The 21,937-nt window shown below is 42.7% G+C and carries 22 protein-coding genes and 1 pseudogene; 4 read left to right on the top strand and 19 right to left on the bottom strand.

Annotation, left to right across the window (positions count from 1 at the left end):
- Positions 1 to 12: 12 nt before the first annotated feature.
- From AOQ70_RS12595 to AOQ70_RS12555, 9 genes are all read right to left on the bottom strand, one after another.
- Complete coding sequence (locus AOQ70_RS12595; protein WP_059376611.1) at positions 13 to 1,473, bottom strand: tetratricopeptide repeat protein; 1,461 nt, start codon at positions 1,471 to 1,473, stop codon at positions 13 to 15.
- 131 nt (positions 1,474 to 1,604) lie between these two features.
- Complete coding sequence (gene hisIE, locus AOQ70_RS12590) at positions 1,605 to 2,234, bottom strand: bifunctional phosphoribosyl-AMP cyclohydrolase/phosphoribosyl-ATP diphosphatase HisIE (protein WP_041115607.1); 630 nt, start codon at positions 2,232 to 2,234, stop codon at positions 1,605 to 1,607.
- Entirely contained in the window at positions 2,231 to 2,989 is a 759-nt protein-coding gene (hisF, locus tag AOQ70_RS12585; protein WP_047201833.1) for an imidazole glycerol phosphate synthase subunit HisF, read from the bottom strand. Before hisF ends, hisIE begins: the two co-directional genes overlap by 4 nt.
- A complete protein-coding gene (gene hisA, locus AOQ70_RS12580; protein WP_059376610.1) occupies positions 2,986 to 3,723 on the bottom strand; it encodes a 1-(5-phosphoribosyl)-5-[(5-phosphoribosylamino)methylideneamino]imidazole-4-carboxamide isomerase in 738 nt (245 codons plus the stop codon). The genes hisF and hisA overlap by 4 nt, the downstream gene beginning before the upstream one ends.
- The gene (gene hisH / locus AOQ70_RS12575; protein WP_059376609.1) at positions 3,720 to 4,358 is read right to left on the bottom strand and encodes an imidazole glycerol phosphate synthase subunit HisH; all 639 of its coding nucleotides are present in this window, start codon (positions 4,356 to 4,358) and stop codon (positions 3,720 to 3,722) included. Before hisH ends, hisA begins: the two co-directional genes overlap by 4 nt.
- Positions 4,358 to 4,942, bottom strand: coding sequence for an imidazoleglycerol-phosphate dehydratase HisB (gene hisB, locus AOQ70_RS12570; RefSeq protein WP_059376608.1), 585 nt, complete (start codon positions 4,940 to 4,942; stop codon positions 4,358 to 4,360). Before hisB ends, hisH begins: the two co-directional genes overlap by 1 nt.
- Positions 4,942 to 6,228, bottom strand: coding sequence for a histidinol dehydrogenase (hisD, locus tag AOQ70_RS12565; RefSeq protein WP_059376606.1), 1,287 nt, complete (start codon positions 6,226 to 6,228; stop codon positions 4,942 to 4,944). Before hisD ends, hisB begins: the two co-directional genes overlap by 1 nt.
- Positions 6,225 to 6,872, bottom strand: coding sequence for an ATP phosphoribosyltransferase (hisG, locus tag AOQ70_RS12560; protein WP_059376603.1), 648 nt, complete (start codon positions 6,870 to 6,872; stop codon positions 6,225 to 6,227). Before hisG ends, hisD begins: the two co-directional genes overlap by 4 nt.
- Positions 6,865 to 8,040 (bottom strand): ATP phosphoribosyltransferase regulatory subunit, encoded by a 1,176-nt coding sequence (locus tag AOQ70_RS12555; protein WP_058837568.1) that lies wholly within the window; start codon positions 8,038 to 8,040, stop codon positions 6,865 to 6,867. The genes hisG and AOQ70_RS12555 overlap by 8 nt, the downstream gene beginning before the upstream one ends.
- A 233-nt stretch (positions 8,041 to 8,273) precedes the next feature.
- Between AOQ70_RS12555 and AOQ70_RS12550 the strand changes: the two genes are divergently transcribed.
- Positions 8,274 to 9,065: a C39 family peptidase gene (locus AOQ70_RS12550; RefSeq protein ID WP_058837567.1), complete on the top strand. Its 792-nt coding sequence runs from the start codon at positions 8,274 to 8,276 to the stop codon at positions 9,063 to 9,065.
- A 39-nt stretch (positions 9,066 to 9,104) separates the two neighbouring features.
- Here AOQ70_RS12550 and AOQ70_RS12545 read toward each other — a convergent pair whose 3' ends face one another.
- The 8 genes from AOQ70_RS12545 to hprK all read right to left on the bottom strand — a co-directional run bounded on the left by AOQ70_RS12545 (position 9,105) and on the right by hprK (position 14,909).
- Positions 9,105 to 9,737, bottom strand: coding sequence for a DsbA family protein (locus AOQ70_RS12545; protein ID WP_058837566.1), 633 nt, complete (start codon positions 9,735 to 9,737; stop codon positions 9,105 to 9,107).
- A 45-nt stretch (positions 9,738 to 9,782) separates the two neighbouring features.
- Positions 9,783 to 10,424, bottom strand: coding sequence for an NAD(P)-dependent oxidoreductase (locus AOQ70_RS12540; RefSeq protein WP_058837565.1), 642 nt, complete (start codon positions 10,422 to 10,424; stop codon positions 9,783 to 9,785).
- A gap of 87 nt (positions 10,425 to 10,511) precedes the next feature.
- Positions 10,512 to 10,940, bottom strand: coding sequence for an Rrf2 family transcriptional regulator (locus tag AOQ70_RS12535; protein ID WP_059376601.1), 429 nt, complete (start codon positions 10,938 to 10,940; stop codon positions 10,512 to 10,514).
- 69 nt (positions 10,941 to 11,009) lie between these two features.
- A complete protein-coding gene (locus AOQ70_RS12530; protein WP_039181684.1) occupies positions 11,010 to 11,528 on the bottom strand; it encodes an acyltransferase in 519 nt (172 codons plus the stop codon).
- A gap of 1 nt (position 11,529) precedes the next feature.
- Positions 11,530 to 12,180, bottom strand: coding sequence for a pyrophosphatase PpaX (gene ppaX, locus AOQ70_RS12525; RefSeq protein ID WP_039181686.1), 651 nt, complete (start codon positions 12,178 to 12,180; stop codon positions 11,530 to 11,532).
- Entirely contained in the window at positions 12,177 to 13,121 is a 945-nt protein-coding gene (locus tag AOQ70_RS12520) for a nucleoside recognition domain-containing protein (protein ID WP_039181688.1), read from the bottom strand. The genes ppaX and AOQ70_RS12520 overlap by 4 nt, the downstream gene beginning before the upstream one ends.
- A gap of 19 nt (positions 13,122 to 13,140) precedes the next feature.
- Complete coding sequence (lgt, locus tag AOQ70_RS12515; protein WP_059376599.1) at positions 13,141 to 13,965, bottom strand: prolipoprotein diacylglyceryl transferase; 825 nt, start codon at positions 13,963 to 13,965, stop codon at positions 13,141 to 13,143.
- An 11-nt stretch (positions 13,966 to 13,976) separates the two neighbouring features.
- On the bottom strand, positions 13,977 to 14,909 hold the full coding sequence (gene hprK / locus AOQ70_RS12510; protein ID WP_024423572.1) for an HPr(Ser) kinase/phosphatase: 933 nt from the start codon (positions 14,907 to 14,909) through the stop codon (positions 13,977 to 13,979).
- Positions 14,910 to 15,086: 177 nt separating this feature from the next.
- On the opposite strand from hprK, the pseudogene nagA reads away from it, so the two are divergent.
- The 3 genes and pseudogenes from nagA (at position 15,087) to AOQ70_RS12495 (ending at position 17,744) form a co-directional block, all read left to right on the top strand.
- A pseudogene (gene nagA / locus AOQ70_RS12505) lies at positions 15,087 to 16,275 on the top strand (N-acetylglucosamine-6-phosphate deacetylase).
- A complete protein-coding gene (nagB, locus tag AOQ70_RS12500; RefSeq protein ID WP_059376596.1) occupies positions 16,275 to 17,000 on the top strand; it encodes a glucosamine-6-phosphate deaminase in 726 nt (241 codons plus the stop codon). The pseudogene nagA and the gene nagB overlap by 1 nt, the downstream one beginning before the upstream one ends.
- Before the next feature lie 18 nt (positions 17,001 to 17,018).
- Positions 17,019 to 17,744, top strand: coding sequence for a GntR family transcriptional regulator (locus tag AOQ70_RS12495; RefSeq protein ID WP_059376589.1), 726 nt, complete (start codon positions 17,019 to 17,021; stop codon positions 17,742 to 17,744).
- 29 nt (positions 17,745 to 17,773) lie between these two features.
- Here AOQ70_RS12495 and AOQ70_RS12490 read toward each other — a convergent pair whose 3' ends face one another.
- Together AOQ70_RS12490 and AOQ70_RS12485 are read right to left on the bottom strand one after the other, a co-directional pair.
- Positions 17,774 to 21,628: a metallophosphoesterase gene (locus AOQ70_RS12490; RefSeq protein ID WP_059376586.1), complete on the bottom strand. Its 3,855-nt coding sequence runs from the start codon at positions 21,626 to 21,628 to the stop codon at positions 17,774 to 17,776.
- A gap of 94 nt (positions 21,629 to 21,722) precedes the next feature.
- The coding region (locus AOQ70_RS12485) for a phage holin family protein (protein WP_197414608.1) at positions 21,723 to 21,937 on the bottom strand (215 nt) is incomplete at its 5' end.

The raw sequence follows: 21,937 nt of genomic DNA, 5'->3' as shown, positions 1-21,937 counted from the left end.
CTATTTACCTATTTAATCAATTAACGTACAGATTTCTCGTTCGTATTTTGACAGTGTTTGAACACTGATCTGAAAAGCAGACGCAATGTCTTTTTTGCTGACAGCTGATTCTTCTTGTTCATTCATCCATAGATAATAAGATGCTGCTGCCCAGGCAGGCGCATTTTTCTTATCAATACCAGAAGCACGTGCCTGCTGAATAATATGGAATAACCAAAAATAAGGCATATGGCTGTCAGGCTGAACGGCTTCCTCCAAACTAGATGCCGCCTGTTTTGCAAAAACTGCATCTTCTGAAAAAGACTTTTCTTTCATTTCATCTTCATACAAAAGCAGTTCTATGAATTGCTGTTCAAAGGCCGTTTTCGCTGCGCGTGCATCAAGGACAGACTGCAGAACGTCACGTTCCCCTTTTTGTTTACTGACATAATACGCAGTCAGCCGTTCCTCAATTGAGACTATTGGCTCAGTCACCTCAGGTTTATCCTGCCACGGCTTGATTTCATCTGCGTCGATGTCTTCTTCGACCATCTTATCCCAAACCGTTTGGGCGAGCGTCTTGTGACCTGTATGATAGGCTGCGCTTGCAAGCCAGTATAAAAATGTACTATCTCCCTGAAAACCTGATTTGTACAAAGAATAAAGCCATTTAAAGGCCCATTCAAATTCTCCTACAAGGGCAAATGTTGCACCAAGCTTATAACGCTGTTCACTTAGTATTGGATACACGTGCGTTAATTGCTTCGCTAACTTGTTGACCTTCTCTTCTTCTTTTTCATAATGGTAGAAGACTAGCTGATTGCAAAGGGCATGCAGATTACCGGGATTTTCATGAAGGACCCGGTTCAACATTTCTTTCGCCTGATGGATTCGACCAGAATAAAAATAGGCCAAAGCGAGATTATTATACGCTGACCAAAATTCTGGATACTCAACAATCATCTGTTCCAGCATCTCAATGGCTTCATCGAGTCTGCCGCTTTCTAGCAAATGGTTTGCTTGATCCTGCTTCACAATCAGGTCATCCTGATCATAAGGAAAATCTTCGTTCTCTTCGTCGCTCATATCGAGCAAGTCAAGAAGGTCGTCATTTTCATCCGCAAATTCCCCGTTCTCTTCCAGCGCGGCATAAGCAGTAGCTGATTTATATGCCTCTTGAAATAGTCCGAGATTGGCATAATTATTGGCTTTAAAGTAGTGACACTCAGACATGTTTTCATCGATGTGTTCGAGGATGAAATCAAGCAGTTCGTTTGATTGCTGGTAATGACCCATTTCAGTATAAATAATGGCAAGCTGTGACAACATTTCTACATTTTCAGGCTCAAGTACGATAGCCCGCTGTATTAGCTTACTTGCCCTAGACAAATTTCTTTCTCTATATGCTTTAAGACCTTTATGAAAAAAGTAATGCCCATCTTGAAAAAGCTGGACGACTTGTGTGTGATTATTTTGAGAAGTGTATTTACTCACCGATACCCTCCATTTCGAACAGTGTACCGTGTGTAGTATAACATACTTCACCAGTCGTCACATAGAACAAAAGGAAAGGAAGGATTTGTTTTTCATTTAAAAATAAAAAGCCTGGGATATCCCCCGGCTTTTTATTCACCTTGATGACGCTTTTTTAATACCTTTAATACATCATCAAGCGGTAATTGCTGTTCACGTAATAGCACAAGAAGATGATAGAGGAGGTCCGCTGTTTCCCATTTCAATTCTTCTTGATCTCGGTTTTTCGCTGCAATGATCACCTCAGACGCTTCTTCCCCTACCTTTTTCAGGATTTTATCGACCCCTTTTTCAAATAGATAGGTAGTATAAGCACCTTCAGGCATTTCCGCCTGACGCTTTGCAATGACCTGTTCAAGTTCATTTAATATCGCAAAACGATCCTGCTCTTCGCTTTGACGCTTTACGCCTTCTTCCGAAAAACAGCTATAGCTGCCAGTATGACAGGCTGGGCCGCTTGGCGCGACAAGGACAAGCAAAGCGTCCTTGTCACAGTCATATCGAATAGAAATCACTTGCTGGGTATGCCCAGAGGTGGCGCCTTTGTGCCAAAGCTCGTTTCTCGACCGGCTATAAAACCATGTTTCACCTGTCTCCAGCGTTTTTTCATAGGATTCTTGATTCATATATGCCAGCGTCAGTACTTCCTTACTTTGAGCATCCTGTACAATCGCAGGAATCAGGCCTGCTTCATTAAAAGTTAATTCATTTGCCTGTTTCATCTGACCTTCACCCCGTGTTCTCTCAAATATGTCTTCACCTCGTGAATGGAGGTTTCTTTGTAATGGAAAATGGAGGCTGCTAATGCTGCATCAGCTTCTCCTTTTGTAAATGCCTCCAGCATATGCTGGGCATTGCCAGCGCCGCCAGAAGCGATAACTGGCACAGTGACTGCCTCTGATACAAGCTTTGTCAATCGATGATCAAAGCCTGTCTTTTCACCATCGGCATCCATACTTGTCAGTAAAATCTCTCCTGCACCTCTTTGCACAGCTTCCTTCGCCCAGTCGCTAACCTCTAAATCTGTTTGACGGCGTCCTCCGTGTGTATAGACCATATATGCTTTTTTCTCTTCATCGTATTTTGCATCAATTGCGACAACGATACACTGGGAGCCAAAAAAGTCAGCGCCTTCTGAAATCAGTTCTGGCCTTAACACAGCTGCTGTATTGACAGATACTTTGTCTGCACCCGCTCTTAATATACGCTTCATGTCATCAAGGTGGTTAATCCCGCCTCCTACCGTAAATGGTATGGCAAGAGTGGACGCGACTTGTTTGACCACATCCACCATCGTTTTCCGGCCTTCATGCGACGCAGAAATATCTAGAAAGACGAGTTCATCCGCCCCTGCCTCATCATAGATCTGCGCTAATTCTACCGGATCACCAGCATCCTTTAAGCCTAGGAATTGCACTCCTTTGACAACACGCCCTTCCTTCACATCAAGACATGGGATGATTCGTTTTGTCATCATATGCGGTCAAGCCCTTCAAATGCTTCCGCTAAAGTAAACTGCTTCGTGTAAAGTGCTTTTCCAATGATCGCACCAGACACACCAGTTTCTTTTTGCGCTGACAGCTTTTGAAGATCAGCTACCGCGCTGACACCGCCTGAAGCAATCACTTGTTTGCCGGTTGCTTCTGCTAAGCGAACCGTGCTTTCCACATTGGGACCAGACAGCATGCCATCCATTTGAATATCGGTGAAAATAAAGACCTCTGCGCCTTCCTTTGCCAATTCCCTGCCGAGCTCCTCTGCCTTCACTTTAGACGTTTCAAGCCACCCTTCAGTCGATACAAAGCCATTTCGCGCATCAATCCCAATTGCGATTTTCTCTCCATATTGCGCCAGCATTTTTTTCACAAAGGCTGGGTTAGATACAGCTGAGCTGCCAAGTATCACTCTATCGACGCCGCTCTTTAAATAAAAAGCAACGTCTTCTTCTGTCCGAATACCGCCGCCGATTTGTACCTTCACATCTAAAGAAGATGCAATCGCCAGCACATGCTCATGATTGACACGTTTCCCTGCTTTTGCACCATCTAGATCCACAAGATGAATCCACGCTGCTCCATCCTTCGCAAATTTCGCGGCCATGTCGAGCGGTGAATCTCCATAAATGGTTTCTTGATCATAATCACCTTGTACAAGACGTACACATTTGCCATTTCTCATATCAATCGCTGGATATAATGTAAACTCACTCATTTGCTCACCCTCTGTTCGTTTGCTAATTGAATAAATTGTTTGAGCAGCGCCATTCCCGTTGTACTGCTTTTTTCAGGGTGAAACTGTGCACCAAGCACATTTCCCTTGCCAACGATTGCTGGTACTTGAACACCATAGTCCGCGCTTGCTAATTGCTCATCTGGATTCATATCACTCACATAATAAGAGTGAACAAAGTATGCAAATCCTTCTGGTACACCGTCAAACAATGGGGAGGGCTGATGAAATGTGAGCTCATTCCACCCCATATGAGGTACCTTCAGCCTTTGCCCGTCCTGATCACGATCTTTTAAAAGAACGACACGCCCTTTTAACAGCCCCAATCCTTTTGTGCGGGCTGCCTCTTCGCTTTCTTCAAATAACAGCTGCATGCCAAGGCAAATGCCGAATAACAGCTTTCCTTCCTGCACAACTTGATGAATAAACGCCTCAAGTCCAGTCTCTTTTAACAGCTGCATTGCATCACGAAACGAACCAACTCCGGGCAAAATATAAGCATCTGCTTTTTTCAGCTCCTCCACATCAGAGGAAACGATATAACGGGCACCTGCTCGTTCCAGTGCTTTTGATACGCTGAACAAATTTCCCATTCCGTAATCAATGACTCCGATCATTAGAGCATCCCCTTTGTCGAAGGAATTCCTTTCACACGTGGATCAATGGTTGTTGCTTCATCTAAGGCACGTGCCATCGCTTTAAAAATGGCTTCAATTATATGATGTGTATTGGTTCCGTAGTGAACAATGACATGAAGGTTGATCCGGGCTTCAAGTGCAAATTTCCACAGAAACTCATGTACTAGCTCTGTATCAAAGGTACCCACCTTTTGACTTGGAAAGGACGCTCTCATTTCCAAATGAGGACGATTGCTTAAATCGACCACGACCTGGGCAAGAGTTTCGTCCATCGGAACAAAGCTTGAACCATACCGCTTAATTCCCTTTTTATCGCCTAACGCTTCCTTAAACATTTGCCCGAGCACAATGCCGATATCTTCTGTTGTGTGGTGATCATCAACATCCGTATCTCCTTTCGCATCGACGGTCAAATTAAAGTGTCCATGCTTCGTAAATAAATCAAGCATGTGCGTCATAAAAGGGACGTCTGTTTGAATATCCGCTTTTCCTTCTCCATCAATTTCTAGCGCTAATGAAATGTTCGTTTCATTTGTTTTTCTCGCTGTTTTCGCCTGTCTCATTACGATTCCTCCCGCTTTCTCGCTTCAATCGACCTTGCATGTGCTTCAAGCCCTTCTAATCGGGCAAAAGCGGCAATGCTTTCCCGATGTGTTTCAAAGGCCTCTTGACTATATGAAATAATGCTCGTTTTCTTTTGAAAATCAGTCACACCAAGCGGACTGGAGAATCGAGCTGTTCCGTTTGTTGGCAGCACATGATTCGGTCCTGCAAAATAATCTCCCACCGGCTCTGGACTATAGCGTCCTAAGAAAATCGCGCCCGCATGCTTGATTTGACCAAGAAGTGATTCTGGATATGCTGTTAGCACCTCTAAGTGCTCTGGTGCTAATTGATTGACGACGTCTACTGCACGATCGATTGATTCTGTCACGTAAATATGGCCATGATCTTGAATGGATTGTGCTGCGATTGATTTTCTCGGCAAAGTATCAAGCTGCTTTCTGACTTCAGTCTGCACGCTTTCAGCAAGTGTCTTAGACGGTGTTACCAAAATACTAGATGCAAGGGCATCATGCTCTGCCTGCGAAAGTAAATCCGCCGCTACCTCATGCGCGACTGCTGTTCCGTCTGCTAGAACTGCAATTTCACTTGGACCTGCAATCATATCAATATCTACCTGACCAAATACTTCCCGCTTTGCCAGCGCTACATAAATGTTCCCTGGACCTGTGATTTTATCAACAGGCTTGATGCTTTCCGTTCCATAGGCAAGTGCCGCAATCGCCTGTGCACCGCCCATTTTATACATCTCAGAAATACCAAGCTCCTTCGCCGCAGCCAAGACAGCGTCAGAGAGACGTCCATCTTTCCCAGGAGGTGTCACAAGAACGATTCGTTCAACGCCAGCGACTAGCGCAGGGATCACATTCATTAAGACGGATGATGGATAGGCAGCTGTTCCGCCCGGGACATACACACCTACCGCATCAAGCGGTGTCACCTTTTGACCAAGCATTGAGCCGTCCTTTTGATGATAAAACCAAGAAGAGGTCAGCTGGCGCTCGTGGTATGTGCGAATATGCTTGATAGCCGTTTGGATAATCTGAATCATCTCTTTGTCCAAACGTTCGTAAGCTTCTTCCATTTCTTCTTCTGTGACAAGCGGATGTTCAATCAACACACCGTCAAATTGCTTTGTAAAAGACCGTACAGCTTCATCACCATTTGTTCTCACTTTTTGTATAATGCGCTGAACAGCCTGACGCTGCTCTTCTGTTCCTGTATCTAAAGTCCGTTTGAGTGAGAGAGTATCTGTCTCACCTTCTTGTATGCAGGTGATGTTCATGATGATTCCTCCCCTTCTCCTTCAATGATTCTTGCAAGACGCTGTGCCATTTCATCGATCACCGTATCCTTCATCCTGTAGCTCACAGGATTGACAATAAAACGTGAGGTGATATCACAAATATGCTCCGTTTCCACAAGTCCATTTTCCTTTAGTGTTTGACCTGTAGAGACAATGTCAACAATGCGATCGGCAAGCCCAATGAGCGGTGCTAATTCAATGGAACCATTCAGCTTAATGATCTCCACCTGCTCCCCTTGCTCTCTAAAATAGGACGATGCGACATTTGGGTACTTTGTTGCCACACGCGGTGCGACACCACCCCAGCTCGCTCCTGGCAAACCAGCAACAGCTAAATGACATTTACTGATGTTTAAATCGAGCACTTCGTACACATCACGAGCTTCTTCGAGCATGACATCCTTCCCTGCAATGCCAACATCCGCCACACCGTGCTCTACGTAGGTGGTCACATCCATTGGCTTAGCTAAAATAAAGCGGAGGTTTTCTTCTGGTACATCTATGATTAATTTTCTTGAATCCTCGAATTCCTCTGGCAGTTGGTACCCCGCCTGTCTTAACAGCCCGGCTGCTTCTTCAAATATCCGGCCCTTTGGCATCGCCATCGTCAACACTTTACCCATTTCGCTCTTCCTTTCTAGCGCCGATAAAATAAGTCACCTGTTCAAATGCCTTGGTCATCGCGTCAATATTTTCAATCCCCGCTAAGTCTTGCAGGACGATCTTTTTCCCTTTTGACCGCTCCTTTTCTGCAAAAGCAAAAGCTTCAAGTCTTTGTTCTTTGCTAAAAATCACAGCTTCCTGCGGCTCATTGATCTCTTTCGCATCCAGCGCTTCAAGAAGACGGTCTAGTCGAAGTCCGAACCCTGTAGCTGGTGCGGGTGCATTAAAATGAGCAAGTAATTGATCATATCTACCGCCACTTCCGATGACCGATCCAACATGATCAGCAAATACTTCAAACAAAATACCCGTATAATAGCTCATATGACTCACCATGCTTAAATCTAAACGGATATATTCTGTACAGCCGTAATCTTCAAGTGTCTCCCATAGCGACTTTAGCTGTGCGAGCACCTCTTTTCCTTCTTGTGAAACGACGATTTCCTCTGCCCGCTCTATCACTTCTTGGCCGCCTCTTAACTCTAAAAGCTGTAACAGCCTCATTTTATCGATGGAGGAAAGCGGTAATTGTTTCACATGCTGACGGTATCCTACATAATTCTTTTCATATAAGAAGCGGCGAAGGACGTTTGCACGCTCTGTATTTCCGAGTACATCGACAAATAACGTCTCTGCTAAAGCGACATGCCCGATCGCGATTTTGAAGGACCTTAGCCCGGCATTTTTTAAGGCAAATACGGCAAGTGCGATGACTTCAGCATCTGCACTAATCGAACCATCACCAATCAATTCAATTCCGACCTGCTCAAATTCTGATGGTCTTCCGCCTTCTCTTTCCTGCGCACGAAACACACTCGCTGCATACCCGACACGAAGCGGATACGCCTGTTCATGAAGCTTAGAAGCCGCCACCCTTGCAATCGGACCTGTCATATCAGGTCTCAGTACAAGGGTTTGCCCGTTTTGATCAAGAAGTTTAAAAAGTTGTGTATCAGTAATCGCCGATTGCACACCGACTGTATCGTAAAATTCAAGCGTTGGTGTCTCCATTAAACGGAAACCCCAACCATTCATGACCTCTGTTAAAGAATGTCTCACTTTTTTCTTCGTCTCATACAATCCAGGTAATGAATCCCGCATACCATATGGTTTCTCAAACATAAACATGTTCTTCCGCACCTCCAACACATTAAAACAAAAAATTCCGAATCCTTTAGTTCGCTAATATGATAATATGCTAACAAAATAAAGTGATTAAATCAATCATTTTTATTTCTCTCTATTTTCATCAACATATTCTGGAATTATTACATTCAAGTGACACCTGTGCCTTTTCTGCATGTTCGGTGAAGGAACGTGCTATAATACTTAAAAATATTGAATAACACAGGAGATTAACAGTGAAGTTCATCCAGACATTAATCTTAACTTTGTTGTGCGCATGTCTTGTTTATTTCGGCTTTATATACGTTTCACAAATCGACCAAGTCAAGAAAACAGCTTCGCCGCAAGAAGCAGCAAAAAAAGAAAACGATACGGCACTCGCGGCTGAAGAAACTCGTTCAACAAAAAAAGCAGAAACCACACATCATTCACTAAAAGGAAGCAAAAAAGCCATGGACGTCATTCTCTACAATCAAATGGATGCACCAAGGCTTTATAATGGATGCGAAGTCACGAGCTTAGCGATGCTACTTCATTACAGCGGCTATGAACACGTAACGAAAAACGCATTGGCAAATGAAATCAAACGTGTTCCGCTCAATTATGAAAATGGCTTAAAAGGTGACCCTCATGACGGATTTGTAGGCGATATGGAGAATGGACCGGGTCTTGGGGTTTACCACGAACCGATTTATCAGCTTGCGAAAAAATACGCGGGCGATCAAGTTGTCGACTTAACCGGAAAGCCTGTTAAAAAGGCCATCTATCAGTCACTTGAAAAGGGCTATCCCGTCTGGGTGATTACGACATCCACCTTCGACAAAACCGATAACATCGAAACTTGGAATACACCAAATGGCAAAATAGATGTAAGCTTTAATGTGCATAGCGTAGTCATCACAGGCTATGACAAGGAGCATGTCTACTTGAATAACCCATATGGAGAAAAGAATCAAAAGGTCGACCGTGATCAATTTGAAGATTCTTGGGAACAGATGGGCAGTCAGGCGATTATCATTAAAGCGTAAAAAACAACCTCTATCCGCATAGAGTTGTTTTTAAATGATTTATTTTTCTAGAAATTCCTTCAGGCGGTCTTCAAGCTTTTCAGCCGTCATTGCACCTCCGCCCAAGCTGAAGTATTCATCCCCTCTTTTTAATAAAAGTGTAGGATAGCCATTCACATGAAGTTGATGAACCTTCGCAAAGTCAGCATATGCATCATTGATCGCTTCTTTTGTTTTCATACGTTCAATGACTGCGTCAGGATCAAGATGATGCGCCAAAGCGATCTCCCGATACGTTTCCTCATCACTCAGACTTTTTCCGTCTTGATAAAAAGCCTTTTGCATCGATGAAGCCAAGTACAATGAATGCTCAGGTGCGATGGATCTTAATGCAGAAAAACCAATGGCCGCAGCCTCAGAGTCTAAAAGAAACGTTCCGTTTGCTAGCAGCTTCTGATAACGTTCACCAAACTCGACACCAGTCAGCTGACTAATACGCTGATTTGCTTCTGGAATGTGCGGATAATCCTTTATCCGAAGACTCCTTTCCCCTACAAATAAACCACCCGACACAAGTGTTAGTGATATATCCGGATGATTTTCATGCAAAGTGCGGATACTGTTTGAAAATCCATAACACCAGCCACAATACGCATCCCATACATAAATGAAAGACAATTCTTGCTCGTTCATACGTTAGACTCCCCATTTATCATTTTTAGGCGGCCATGAACCTGCTTATTCAGCTTCAGATACGACGGTAAAACGTTCTCCAACATGGGCTGCCTGCTCCACTTCATCAACCAGTGCAATGGCGTAGTCAGCATAGCTTACATAGCTGTCACCTTTAGAATTGACAATCAGATTGTCTTTCCCTTTCACGTATGAACCTGTACGTTTGCCAGCTGGATTAAAGAATGCGGCTGGACTGAGGAATGTCCATTTTAATCCCTCTGACTGTTGAAGATCTTTTAGATTTTCTCCTTGCTGAGAAGCAGTAGGCACATACTCCTTCGGAAATTCTGGTGTGTCCACAAGTCTTGTTGTTTTCGCCTCATCTACAAATAGACTTCCTGCTCCGCCAACAACGATTAAACGAGTCTCAGGTGTTTCTTTTAAAATATCAATCAGCTTTTTCCCTGCTTCTACGTGAAGATGCTCCTGTCCAGGAGGTGCGCCAAATGCATTCACAATCACATCAAATCCTTTGATGTCATCTGCTTGCAAGTGAAACACATCCTTCTCAAGAACAGCTAGTGATGAATCAGTCACTTTTTGTGCATCGCGGACGATTGCCGTTACTTCATGTCCTCTTGATTGAGCCTCTTTCACAATTTCTTGTCCTGCTTTTCCTGTTGCGCCAATAATTCCAATTTTCATGTTAACTCCTCCTGCAATATGGTTTTATGTTGATAAAGAAAGGTGTAACCAATATGGTTACAACAGAGGTAAAAAAAATTGAATTGATCATCCAATTTTTTTGATTAGCACATGCGTTAGTTCACTTAATTTGATCTCAGCAAGTACTTGCTCCATCGCACTTTGAGCGCGGCATAAAATTAATTCAAGCACCGCTTGAATATTTGCACCGATCGGACAGTCAGGATTTGGGCTTTCATGAATTTGAAACAATTCACCCTCATCTACGACTTCAACCGCTTTATACACATCGAGCAATGTGATGTCCTCTTCACTGCGGTTCAGCTGCGAACCACCTTTGCCAAGACTCGTTGAGATTAGGCCTGCTTTTTTTAATTTACTCATAATGCGGCGGATGACCACTGGGTTTGTATTCACACTTCCTGCGATATCCTCCGATGTCTGTAAAGATCCTTTTTCAAGTGATAGCAAGGCCAGAATATGGACAGCGACAGTAAATCTGCTGCTGATTTTCATGTTTTCTCACCTCTGTTGTAATCATTATAGTTACACCATGTCACATTGTCAACAAAAAAGTCTGCCGAGCTACTCAGCAGACTTAGATTGACGTGCTTCCATCTCTTCCTTCGTATAAATCATACGCATTGGATTTCCTCCAACAAATGAGCCTGCTGGCACATCCTTATGAACAAGTGTGCCAGCCGATACGATTGCTCCATCCCCAATGGTCACACCAGGTAAAATAGTGGAATTAGCTCCAATTAAGACTTCATCACCAATATAGACTTCCCCAAGTCTGTATTCTTTAATCAAATACTCATGGGATAAGATGGTCGTGTTATAACCGATTACACTATTTCGACCGACGGTGATTTTCTCAGGAAACATCAGATCAACCATCACCATTAAGGCAAACGCCGTATCCTCGCCGACCTTCATACGAAGAAAAGTTCGGTATATCCAATTTTTCATTCCCATAAACGGCGTGTACCTTGCCATTTGAATAAAAATGAAATTTTTCACCACTTTGAAAAAGGGAACTGTCCGATAGACTTGCCGCAGTGAATTGACCCCTTTTACAGGATATCGATCTGTTTTTCTCAACTTAATCAGCTCCAACAATCGCCAGGAGATCACTCATTTTCTTCAGCATGAAGTCAGGGCGATGCTTTAAAAGGGCCTCTTCTCCTTTAATAGACCAAGCCACACCTGCCGTTTTTGTCCCTGCCGCTTGACCAGACAAAATGTCATGATAATTATCACCGACCATCACCGCTTCATGCGGATCACTGCCAAGCTTTGATAATGCCAGCTGAACAGGCTCCGGATGCGGCTTCTCATTTTGTACATCATCGAGCGTCACAATGACCTCAAAGAACGGCTCTAAACCGGTCAGCTTCAATCCCATTAAAACCGTATCCCGTATCTTCGTTGTGACAATACCGAGCTTAAATCCTCGATCCTGCAGGACTTTCAATGTGTCTAAAACGGTCTCATATTCAGTCACAAGCAGATCATGCTGCTCATGATTAAACGTGCGGTACATCTGAATCATGTCATCCGTCAACTCAGGATCCATCGCAGAGAATGTATCAAACAAGGACGGACCAATGAAATGAAGAATATCCTCACGGCTGTACTGACCAGGGTAATAATGATCCAGCGTATGCTGAAATGAAGCAATAATTAATTCATTTGTATTGATTAATGTGCCATCTAAATCAAATAGCACTGTGTTGATCGTCGATTCGTTCATATGGCTTCCTTTCTAACAGCTGCATGTTCCCGCTTCCGCCAAATATAGCTAATGGCAGCTGTCAATAAAATTGCAGAAATCAGGCGGATCACAAGAAGCGGCCATACTGGAATACCAAGTGGAATAAAAACCAGCGTATCTTCGACCACCGCATGGCAGGCAACGAGGAAAATAAAAGCTAGGGTTAAGTCCTTTTTACTCACACCGTCCTCTTCCACTGCCTTCATCATCACGCCGGCTCCATACGCCAGACCAATCGTTAATCCAGCCACCATTGTCATAGACGTATTTTCTTTCATCCCAAGCATTCTAGTAAAAGGTGACAGCCACTTAGACAGTGTATGAAGCCAGCCTAAATCTCTCATGAATTGAATGATGATCATGAGCGGGATAACGATACAGGCAAGCTGCAGCACACCGAGTACTGCTTTTTGTATAGCAAGCAGAACGATCATGTACCAGCTGGAAGGCACATCAGCCGCCTGAGCTGCACTCAAAAGTCCATATTGCGCCGGCTCCTCGCCTCCCTGCCAAACGAGATGAATGACAATAGCAGAAATAACAGCAAGACTGATTCTAACCAGCAAAATCACAGATACTCTCAGTCCAACCTTTGCCGCCACTGTCGATTCGATGATCAGGTTATGGCAAAAGGACAGCATCACTGCCAAAATAAACACTTCCTTCACAGGAAGCTCTAATGTCAAAATGGCTGCAATTCCCGCATACAAATTCAGCATGTTTCCTAATACAAGCGGAATCGCTGCTTCCCCCGAAAGACCAAACAGCCCCATAAATGGCTGAATGAATCGGATGATCCAATCCATGACAGGCGTATGCTGCAAGATACTGACGAGAATAGTTACTGGAAAGATAACTTTGCCAAGAGTCCAAGTTGTCGATAGCCCTGCTTTCAAGCCGTTTTTCCATGTCTCTCTCATCTCTTCTCATCCCCCCTGCTTAATTCGATGAATTGTTCTCTTTATACGGAATTGATGCGTATCCTTTCATTCTTCTAAAGAAAATCAGTAGAACAGCCACTGCGAATATCGCAATCGAAATCATCTGTGCGATTCGAAGATGTTCTGTCAGCATTAAGCTGTCTGTTCTCATCCCTTCAATTAAGAAACGGCCGATTGAATACCAAATTAAATAAGACAAGAAGATTTCGCCTCTGCGCAGCGAAGTTCTCCGTAATAAAATCAATATGACAACACCGGCAAGATTCCATAATGATTCGTATAAGAACGTCGGGTGATAATAGGTACCATCAATATACATTTGATTAATGATAAACTCAGGCAGATGCAAATTTTCTAAAAAGGCTCTTGAAACCGCCTCACCATGCGCTTCTTGGTTAATGAAGTTCCCCCAGCGTCCAATTGCCTGCCCTAGTAAAATACTAGGTGCTGCGACATCAGCTATTTTCCAAAACGATACCTTTCTCACTTTTGTAAAAACGATGGCTGTCAGCACAGCACCAATCAGCCCGCCGTGAATTGCAATTCCACCATTCCAGATTTTAATGATTTCGTTTGGGTGCTGCTGATAGTAATCCCATTCGAAGGATACATAATAAATTCGGGCACAAATAATCGCGATTGGAATGGCAAATAAGATTAAGTCAATAAACAGATCTTTATCGATTCCTCTTTTTTCACATTCTCTCAGTGCGAGCCAGAGTCCGAGCAAGGCTCCGACCCCAATAATCACACCATACCAATGAACCGAAATAGGTCCGAGCTGAAAAGCAATCGGATCAATTGGCTGAATTGCTTCGTTCATATAGTCAACTCCTATTCATCTTGGCCATTGTCTTCAATGACATCGGCAAGTTTACTTGTAAATTGTTCTGCTGCATTATGCCCCATACGTTTCAGCCTGAAGTTCATCGCAGCCACTTCAATGATAACCGCTAAGTTTCGACCTGGCCGCACAGGGATCGTCAGCTTCGGCACATCTGTATCAATAATTCTCATTTTCTCTTCTTCAAGTCCTAAACGATCATACTGTTTGCCTTGTTCCCAAAGCTCCAGATTCATCACAATCGTAATTCTCTTATAACTTCTGACAGCGCCTGCTCCAAATAAGGTCATCACATTAATAATGCCTAACCCGCGGATTTCTAAAAGATGTTCAATCAGCTCTGGTGCACTTCCGACTAACGTATCCTGATCCTCTTGGCGGATTTCCACGCAATCGTCTGCAACGAGGCGATGTCCCCTCTTCACTAATTCTAAGGCTGTTTCACTTTTTCCTACTCCGCTTTTCCCAATTAATAATACACCTACACCATATACATCGACGAGCACACCATGAATGGCAGTCGTTGGTGCCAGCTTACTTTCTAAAAAGTTGGTCAATCGACTCGAAAGTCTTGTCGTTTTTAGGCTAGATCGTAAAACGGGCACGCCATTTTCATTTGATGCTTCGATTAATTCCTTCGGCACATCACGATCTCGAGACAAAATAATGGCAGGGGTAATATCTGTACAAAGAGACATCATTCTCTGCTTTCGTTCGCGTTCTGGGAGCTGTTCAAAAAAAGAAAGCTCTGTTTTCCCTAAAAGTTGAACTCTTTCTTTTGGGTAATATGTAAAATAACCAGCCATTTCAATACCTGGTCTGGAAAGATCACTGATTGTAATGGGACGATTAATCCCTTCTTCCCCACTTACCAGTTCAAGATGAAATTGTTCCATTATGTCCTTCGTACGAACTTTCGGCACGCTTCTTCCTCCTTTTATCACAGGCGATTCAGAAATACAGCTCTATTTTATCACTTTCAATGATGAACCCAAAACAGTATTTTATCCTGTTCCTGTTTCACCGCCCTAACTGGTATAGACAACTATACTTAAAAAGAGTAAACTTAAATGAAAGATAACGAATAAGGGGGCTCAAACATGAGCGGTTCTTTATTGCTCTCCAATATTCATATTGTGACAAAGACAAAGATCATTGAAAACGGTTTTGTCGGTTTACGCGATGGCAAGATTGACTATATTTCAACATCACCACCGACAGGAAATTATGAAAAAGTATATATTCCCGGGAAACTTTTATTTACTCCCTGGAATGATTGATATTCACATTCATGGCGGATATGGTGCAGACATGATGGATGCGACAGCAGAAGCGATGAATACACTCGCTGACAACCTTCCATCAGAAGGAACGACAAGTTTTTTAGCGACAACCATTACACAAAACCATCATGAGATTGAGCAGGCACTTAAAAATGTCGCTCAGTGGAAACAAAGTAATGAAGAACAAGCAGGAAGTCAGGCGCAATGTCTAGGAATCCACCTAGAAGGTCCATTTATTTCTAAAGATAAGGCAGGGGCACAGCCAGTTCAATGGATTAAACAGCCCGATATTCCGCTTTTTAAAAAATGGCTGGATGCATCTGAACAGCTAATTCGAATTGTCACGTTTGCGCCTGAGGAAGACACAGATTTTGCTTTTCTGTCCCTGTTACAGGAAAAGAACATGATCCCTTCTATTGGACATACGAATGCCCATCATGACATGATTAATTTAGCAGCTAAGCATGGTGCACGCCATGTAACGCATCTTTATAACGCAATAAGTTCGTTTCAGCATCGTGAACCGAACGCTGTAGGTGCTGCTCTTACGAATGAGAACCTTTATACCGAGCTGATCACTGATGGGATTCACTCCCATCCTCTTTCCATCAAGCTTGCGTATTTGGCAAAAGGAAGTGATCGTTTAATCATGATCACAGACTCGATGCGTGCAAAAGGGCTCGGTAATGGAACGTACGAATTTGGCGGTCAGACAGTCACAGTCAGCGGCGAAAAGGCATTGCTGGAAGATGGTACACTTGCAGGATCGATTTTGCGAATGAAAGATGGCGTCAAACGGATGAAACAGCTCACAAATTGTGAGTGGACAGAGATTGCGAAGATGACCTCAACCAATGCAGCCGTTCAGCTGGGACTTGATCAACAGCTCGGTTCCATCGAAGTTGGAAAACTAGCAGATTTGGTGATTTGGGATGAATCTGGTGAACTGATGATGACGATCTGCCGTGGACAAATCGTCTTTGAAAAAAAGGAGGCCAACCACTAATGAACATCATCGAATTTGAAAGCAAGGAACAATTAGGAAAAGAAGCAGCCGCCATTATTGCACATGCAATAGCTGCTAAACCCGATGCCGTACTCGGCCTAGCAACGGGCGGTACACCTATTGATACTTACAAAGAGTTAATTCAACTTCATCAAGCACATCAATTGTCTTTCAAGCAAACAAAAACAATCAATTTAGATGAATATGCAGGGCTTGATCCAGAACACGAAAATAGTTATATGACCTACATGAAACGTCATTTATTTGACCATATTGATCTACCTCAGGGTCAGTATTTTCTTCCAAATGGCAATGCAGCTCACTTAGAAAAGGAATGCTTAAGATATGACCAGCTTATTGAGGATGTAGGCGGCATCGATCTTCAGCTCCTTGGAATCGGTCAAAATGGACATATCGGTTTTAACGAACCTGGTACCCCTTTCAACTCAAAGACTCATGTCGTGCAATTAGATGAGAACACGAGACAGGCTAACGCAAGATACTTTTCTTCTATTGATGAGGTACCTACTCATGCGATCACAATGGGAATTGCGAGCATTCTTTCAAGTAAAAAGATTCTCCTTCTTGCTTCGGGAAAATCAAAAGCGAAAGTGATACAATATTTAGAACAGGCAGAGATTCATCCAGACTTCCCAGCATCTGCACTGAAACTCCATGAAGATGTAACAGTTTTGATTGATCGAGAAGCTGGATCACTACGCTAAAAACGAGAGGATTTTCACATGTTTATTGATAAGCAGTCACCTATTCCGATGTACCATCAGATTATGGAGAACTTGAAAAAGCAGATTGAGGATGGAACATTAGCACCTGATACACTCATTCCTTCTGAAAGAGAATATGCCGAACGCTTTGGTATTAGTCGAATGACTGTCAGACAAGCCTTATCGAATCTTGTGAACGAAGGATATTTGTATCGACAAAAAGGTAAAGGCACTTTTGTTAGCCGAAAAAAATTTGAACAGCCGCTTCAAGGCTTAACAAGCTTTTCAGAGGATATGCAGCAGCGAGGGCTCAAAGCATCAAGCCAGCTGATTGACTTCAAAAAAACCGTATGTCCAGAGCACTTGCTGCCAGCCTTACAACTGTCAACTAGTGATGATGTTTTTGAACTAAAACGGATACGCCTTGCAAATGATGAACCGATGGCGATTGAAACGAGCTATATACCTGAAAGATTTGCAGGAGATTTAACAAAGGAACATTTAACTGGCTCTTTATATGAATATATAGAAACTCACACTGGTCATGTCATTGCTCATGCCAAACAGGAGCTTGAAGCCAATGTTGCCTCAAAGGAAGAAGCATACTTGCTGTCTATTTCAACAGGCGATCCTGTGCTTTCCATAACAAGAACGACTTTTTTTCAACAAGACGTTCCATTTGAGTATGTTGTTTCCGTTTATAGAGGGGATCGTTACAAGCTCATTCATACAATGGAAAGATAAACAGTGCCCCTGACACGGAGCACTGTTTTTTATTTCCTAAGAAATTTTGTTTCATCATCATTTTTTGTATGAATTTTCCATATTGGTGAAATGGCTTTTCCTTGGAAACGATCTTTTGCTACAGTGTACCAATAATAATCTTCATTTGGCTTTAAGCCCTTCCACTCAAAGCTCGCTTTTTTGCCGCTTTTTACGCCGCGCGCTTCTCCTAGAAGAACATTCGTATACACATTGAGTTCAAAATAATTGGTTTTGACAGATTTCATTTTCGGTGTCAAATCCACATCGATTGAAAATTCATCTTGATCTCCATACGTTTTAGGATCGTAAAAATGCTCTTTATTCAAGTAAGGTGAATATGTTGTAAAATGAAGCTGATTTTTTTCTTGATCCGCTGTTATGACCCTCATAAACCCTTGCCCACCTTCAGGTCCTGACTGGTAATCGGCGAGTATTTGATATACTTTCCTGTCTGCTTTTCCATCATGGTCATCATCAAGCTCATCTACTTTCCTGCTGGCTCCATGGTAGTGGCCGCTAAATACTGCCACAATATTAGGATGGCGTTTCACCACTTGGTGAAAGATGAGCTCGCCAATCGGGCTTCGGTTGCCGCTCACTAACAAATACTCATGGAAATTTAAAATGACAATACGATCTGGATGCTCAGAAATCACGCGGTTTAACCAATCAATTTCATCTTGCTTAATCCCCCAGCCCATGTACACCATCATATAATCATTGCCGCCGGCAGAGATGAGATCATAATGACCTTTATTGTTTCGATAGGATTCACCATAGTAAGGCTTATCAGCAAAGCGTTTTTCCCCGAAATATTTCCCGTATTCCGCATATAAACCGTCCTTGTGTCTAACATCATGATTTCCTGCTAAAACACCATAGGGAATGTGATTCTCATCTAATACACGCATAAATGTATCAGCACGGTGCCATTGCTTATCCTTTGAATCATCCACAATATCGCCTGTATGGAACACATATTGAATGTTTAATTTCTCCCTCTGATCTCTGATCCATTCGACCATTTGTTTAAAGATATGAGGATAGCTCTTTGCATAATATTGAGTGTCAGACATCCACACCATCTTATATGGCTTTTGTGATTTGCTGATTTCATCCTGTACTAGCAAATCAAACGTTTGATTCTTCATGTACTGTCTCACTGATAGCAGCCCTTTTAGGTAAAATTCCTTTTGATCCTTGGCAAAGTGATGAGTGATTTTATCCCACTTTTCCTGCTGGTGATTCCATGCGTACATTGTCACCTTTCTCCCCGACAATGAACTCCCTTTCCATACAGCTTCGACGACATCCTTTTCGCGCACATCATGATGAACCTTAATTTGAAAACGATGATAAGGAAAACGCTGTAAATCCTTCGTTTCAACTGCCTTCCCATCAACAAATGCAATGCGGTTCCTTTCTTGATCAGAAAAAATCATTTCTCCTTTTTGGAGAAAACTCTTTGGCGGCTCTGTCTCTGCTGCATACTTAAAAATCTTCATTGAAGGATGCAGCGATGTATATTGATAGGCACGATAAAAAGAGTAATCTAACTTATCATTGGTTGGATCCTTGGTTAGCACAGTTTGCTTTGATGATTTCATTTTCGTCTTATCTGCCACCCGTTCTGGTGTTTCTGGATGCTCATGTACAGTCTTGAACTCTTTTTTCAACGTCGACATGTTCCCAGCAGCGTCTTTTGCTTTGATCGTAAACGTGTGCTTCCCAGGCTTTAATTCACTAGAGGACGTCTGGTATGGCAAAGAAACTGGTTTGCCATCTACATATGCCTTCAGCTCCTCTATGTCACTCCAGCGATCCGTTACTTTTGCTTTTAATGTAAAGGCGCCTTTATATTGATCCTTTGCTTGTACGTTGGTCTTAATTCTCGGCCCAGTGTTATCAACTTTCACACGTACTGAAGCGTGCTCGTCTGAGGTTTTGGCCTCAATTAGGTGCGGCCCTTCTTTCAGCCTTTTTGTATCCCACTTTATATAGGTTGAGACATAAGCCTCTTTTGGAATCTCAAATTGAAACGTTCTAACCTTTTTTGCGTTCCCGCTGTCTCCCATTCTCCATTCTTTTTGCGGCTTCGCATTGATTGGATGAATTTGTGTTCCATTCGATAAGATCATCCTGACGTTTTTCAATTCAAAATCATCATGATTCTCTCCAGGGAGCCTGTCTATCGGAGAAGACTTTGTGCCAGCGTGGAATGAGATCGTTTGGAGACCTGCCTTTTTTATCTCTTCTTCTGGTATTGGCATTGTATAGGTACGATACACTTTTGTCGAATCATCAAAAACAGAAAGTAAACGCTTACCTATAGATACACCATTTTTAAAATATAAATTTGTTCCTTTGACATCAAATGCGATATATGGATCTGCTTCAAGGGCAGCGGATACTTGCTGATTCCGTTTTCCATCAATCCGTAATTCGATGCTTTTTTTCTGATCAGACGTTGCCTTTAATGAAAATAACCCTGAAACCGTATCTCCCTCTTCTACATTGAATCGGAGACCGTGGGCTTTGCTAACCTGCTCCACATCAACCGTTTTTTTCAACGTTTTGGCTTCATTTTCGCCATCTGACGCTTCAAGCTGATATTCCAATTGTTCCTTCCCAATCAACTCAGGTGAATAAATAATATGATGAAATAACCGGTCATTTTGGTCTTTTTGCAGCAGTATTTCCTTGAACGCTTCTTTTCGATTCGTTCGATAACGCAGCTTGACGGTTTTCACGGCCTGATCATCCTGGACATCTGCTTTAATCTCTACGCTTTCAGTTGGTTTCACCGGTTTCCTTATCGTCATATCTTCAATCACAGGTTTATGGATATCTTGAGAAATTTCCTTTTTCTCAGATGGAATTTGTGCTTTTAGCACTTTACCTGGAGTGGGCTCTTCCTCAATTTTCGAAATCAGCTTCGTCTGCGTCGTACCATCCATTGGATACTTAAACAGCAAGGATTTATGCTCGCTAAACCATGATGGCTTCAAACGAAATGCGGCAGAAGAAATCTCTTCACCTATATTTGTTGTGATCGAAACAAGACGAGATTTAGAGTTGGACAGCCCTTTGCTCTCGATAATGGTTAGATGCTCGCCCTCTTTTAATTGGCTTTTGTACATGGCATTAAAGTCCGCTACAGTTAAATGCTCCTGCCCTTTTTTTCTCAGCCAAAAAACATAAGGTTTTCCAGGTGAAATGGTGATTGGATTTTTATGAAAGGAATATACATCATCCAATTCGATGCCCTGCGCGGGATTGCGGTAGCGGATCTGATAATGTTTAAGTGAGATAGGCGCATGTGTCGTGTTATATACTTCGATAAACTCAAAAGCATCTTTGCCTTTTCGGTTTTTTGAATTAACGACAATTTCTGTGATGAATAAGTCCGGGATATGCGAAAGATCCTCTTCAAATCCATTTATATGAACCGATTTCTCTGCTGTTTTGATCACTGATTTTTGCGTAAGGAACTCAGTATAGTAATGAACGGTTGGATTCCATAATTGATCTGGCGGAATTTTCGCTGTAAATTCTGGCTTCATTCCGGGCAGCCGTTCCATTGGAATCAAGCGATACCCCAGTTCATCACTTTGTTTATAATACAAGTTCGCAGACAAAATCTGTTCTTGGTCACTAATGGACGCACGAAACTGAAGGTCATGGCTTTTTCCTTGAACCGGGCGGACATCCACATGAAATTGATCAAAGATAAAAGGCGAAAAAGGCTTGTCCGGTACATTCACTTCTGTTTGAAGAAAAGGCCTTGCTGAAGCAGGCTGACTGAAACAAAAAAGAATGATAAAAAAACATAAAAGCATGATTTGTCTGCTCACGTTCACCATCTTGCACCGCCTCCCTTCGGATATTGTGTCTCCTGAAGGTGGTTTTTATGTCAGATGGAACGGAGAAACGATACAAATTTGCACAAAAAAACCGTTAGCTTTTTTTCGCTAACGGCTCTACGATTCCTTTTTGTATCAACAGATGGAAAATGGACAAAATGACAGCCATCCAAATGGCCGTTCCGAATCCATCAATGTTAAAGCTATCTCCCATAAAGCTTGATGTCATCATGAGTGTAATGGCATTGATGACAAATAAGAACAATCCTAGAGAAAGGACGGTCACTGGAAGCGTTAAAATGATCAAAA

Source organism: Bacillus sp. AM 13(2015), assembly GCF_001518755.1.
In the GTDB taxonomy this organism is placed as follows: domain Bacteria; phylum Bacillota; class Bacilli; order Bacillales; family Bacillaceae; genus Bacillus; species Bacillus safensis.
Note: the sequence above shows the minus strand (reverse complement) of the source record. Positions and strands in the feature narration are given on the sequence as shown.

Bases quoted from the DNA above. Each gene is read 5' to 3' on its own strand.
- hisB (WP_059376608.1), bottom strand. From the start codon at position 4,942: ATGAGACAGGCGAAAACAGCGAGAAAAACAAATGAAACGAACATTTCA.
- hisA (WP_059376610.1), bottom strand. From the start codon at position 3,723: ATGAGTGAGTTTACATTATATCCAGCGATTGATATGAGAAATGGCAAA.
- AOQ70_RS12555 (WP_058837568.1), bottom strand. From the start codon at position 8,040: ATGTTTATGTTTGAGAAACCATATGGTATGCGGGATTCATTACCTGGA.
- AOQ70_RS12540 (WP_058837565.1), bottom strand. From the start codon at position 10,424: ATGAAAATTGGAATTATTGGCGCAACAGGAAAAGCAGGACAAGAAATT.
- AOQ70_RS12545 (WP_058837566.1), bottom strand. From the start codon at position 9,737: ATGAACGAGCAAGAATTGTCTTTCATTTATGTATGGGATGCGTATTGT.
- ppaX (WP_039181686.1), bottom strand. From the start codon at position 12,180: ATGAACGAATCGACGATCAACACAGTGCTATTTGATTTAGATGGCACA.
- nagB (WP_059376596.1), top strand. From the start codon at position 16,275: ATGAACATCATCGAATTTGAAAGCAAGGAACAATTAGGAAAAGAAGCA.
- hisF (WP_047201833.1), bottom strand. From the start codon at position 2,989: ATGATGACAAAACGAATCATCCCATGTCTTGATGTGAAGGAAGGGCGT.
- hisG (WP_059376603.1), bottom strand. From the start codon at position 6,872: ATGGGTAAAGTGTTGACGATGGCGATGCCAAAGGGCCGGATATTTGAA.
- AOQ70_RS12495 (WP_059376589.1), top strand. From the start codon at position 17,019: ATGTTTATTGATAAGCAGTCACCTATTCCGATGTACCATCAGATTATG.
- hisIE (WP_041115607.1), bottom strand. From the start codon at position 2,234: ATGAAACAGGCAAATGAATTAACTTTTAATGAAGCAGGCCTGATTCCT.
- AOQ70_RS12535 (WP_059376601.1), bottom strand. From the start codon at position 10,940: ATGAAAATCAGCAGCAGATTTACTGTCGCTGTCCATATTCTGGCCTTG.
- lgt (WP_059376599.1), bottom strand. From the start codon at position 13,965: ATGAACGAAGCAATTCAGCCAATTGATCCGATTGCTTTTCAGCTCGGA.
- hisD (WP_059376606.1), bottom strand. From the start codon at position 6,228: ATGAACATCACCTGCATACAAGAAGGTGAGACAGATACTCTCTCACTC.
- AOQ70_RS12490 (WP_059376586.1), bottom strand. From the start codon at position 21,628: ATGGTGAACGTGAGCAGACAAATCATGCTTTTATGTTTTTTTATCATT.
- hisH (WP_059376609.1), bottom strand. From the start codon at position 4,358: ATGATCGGAGTCATTGATTACGGAATGGGAAATTTGTTCAGCGTATCA.
- AOQ70_RS12520 (WP_039181688.1), bottom strand. From the start codon at position 13,121: ATGAGAGAGACATGGAAAAACGGCTTGAAAGCAGGGCTATCGACAACT.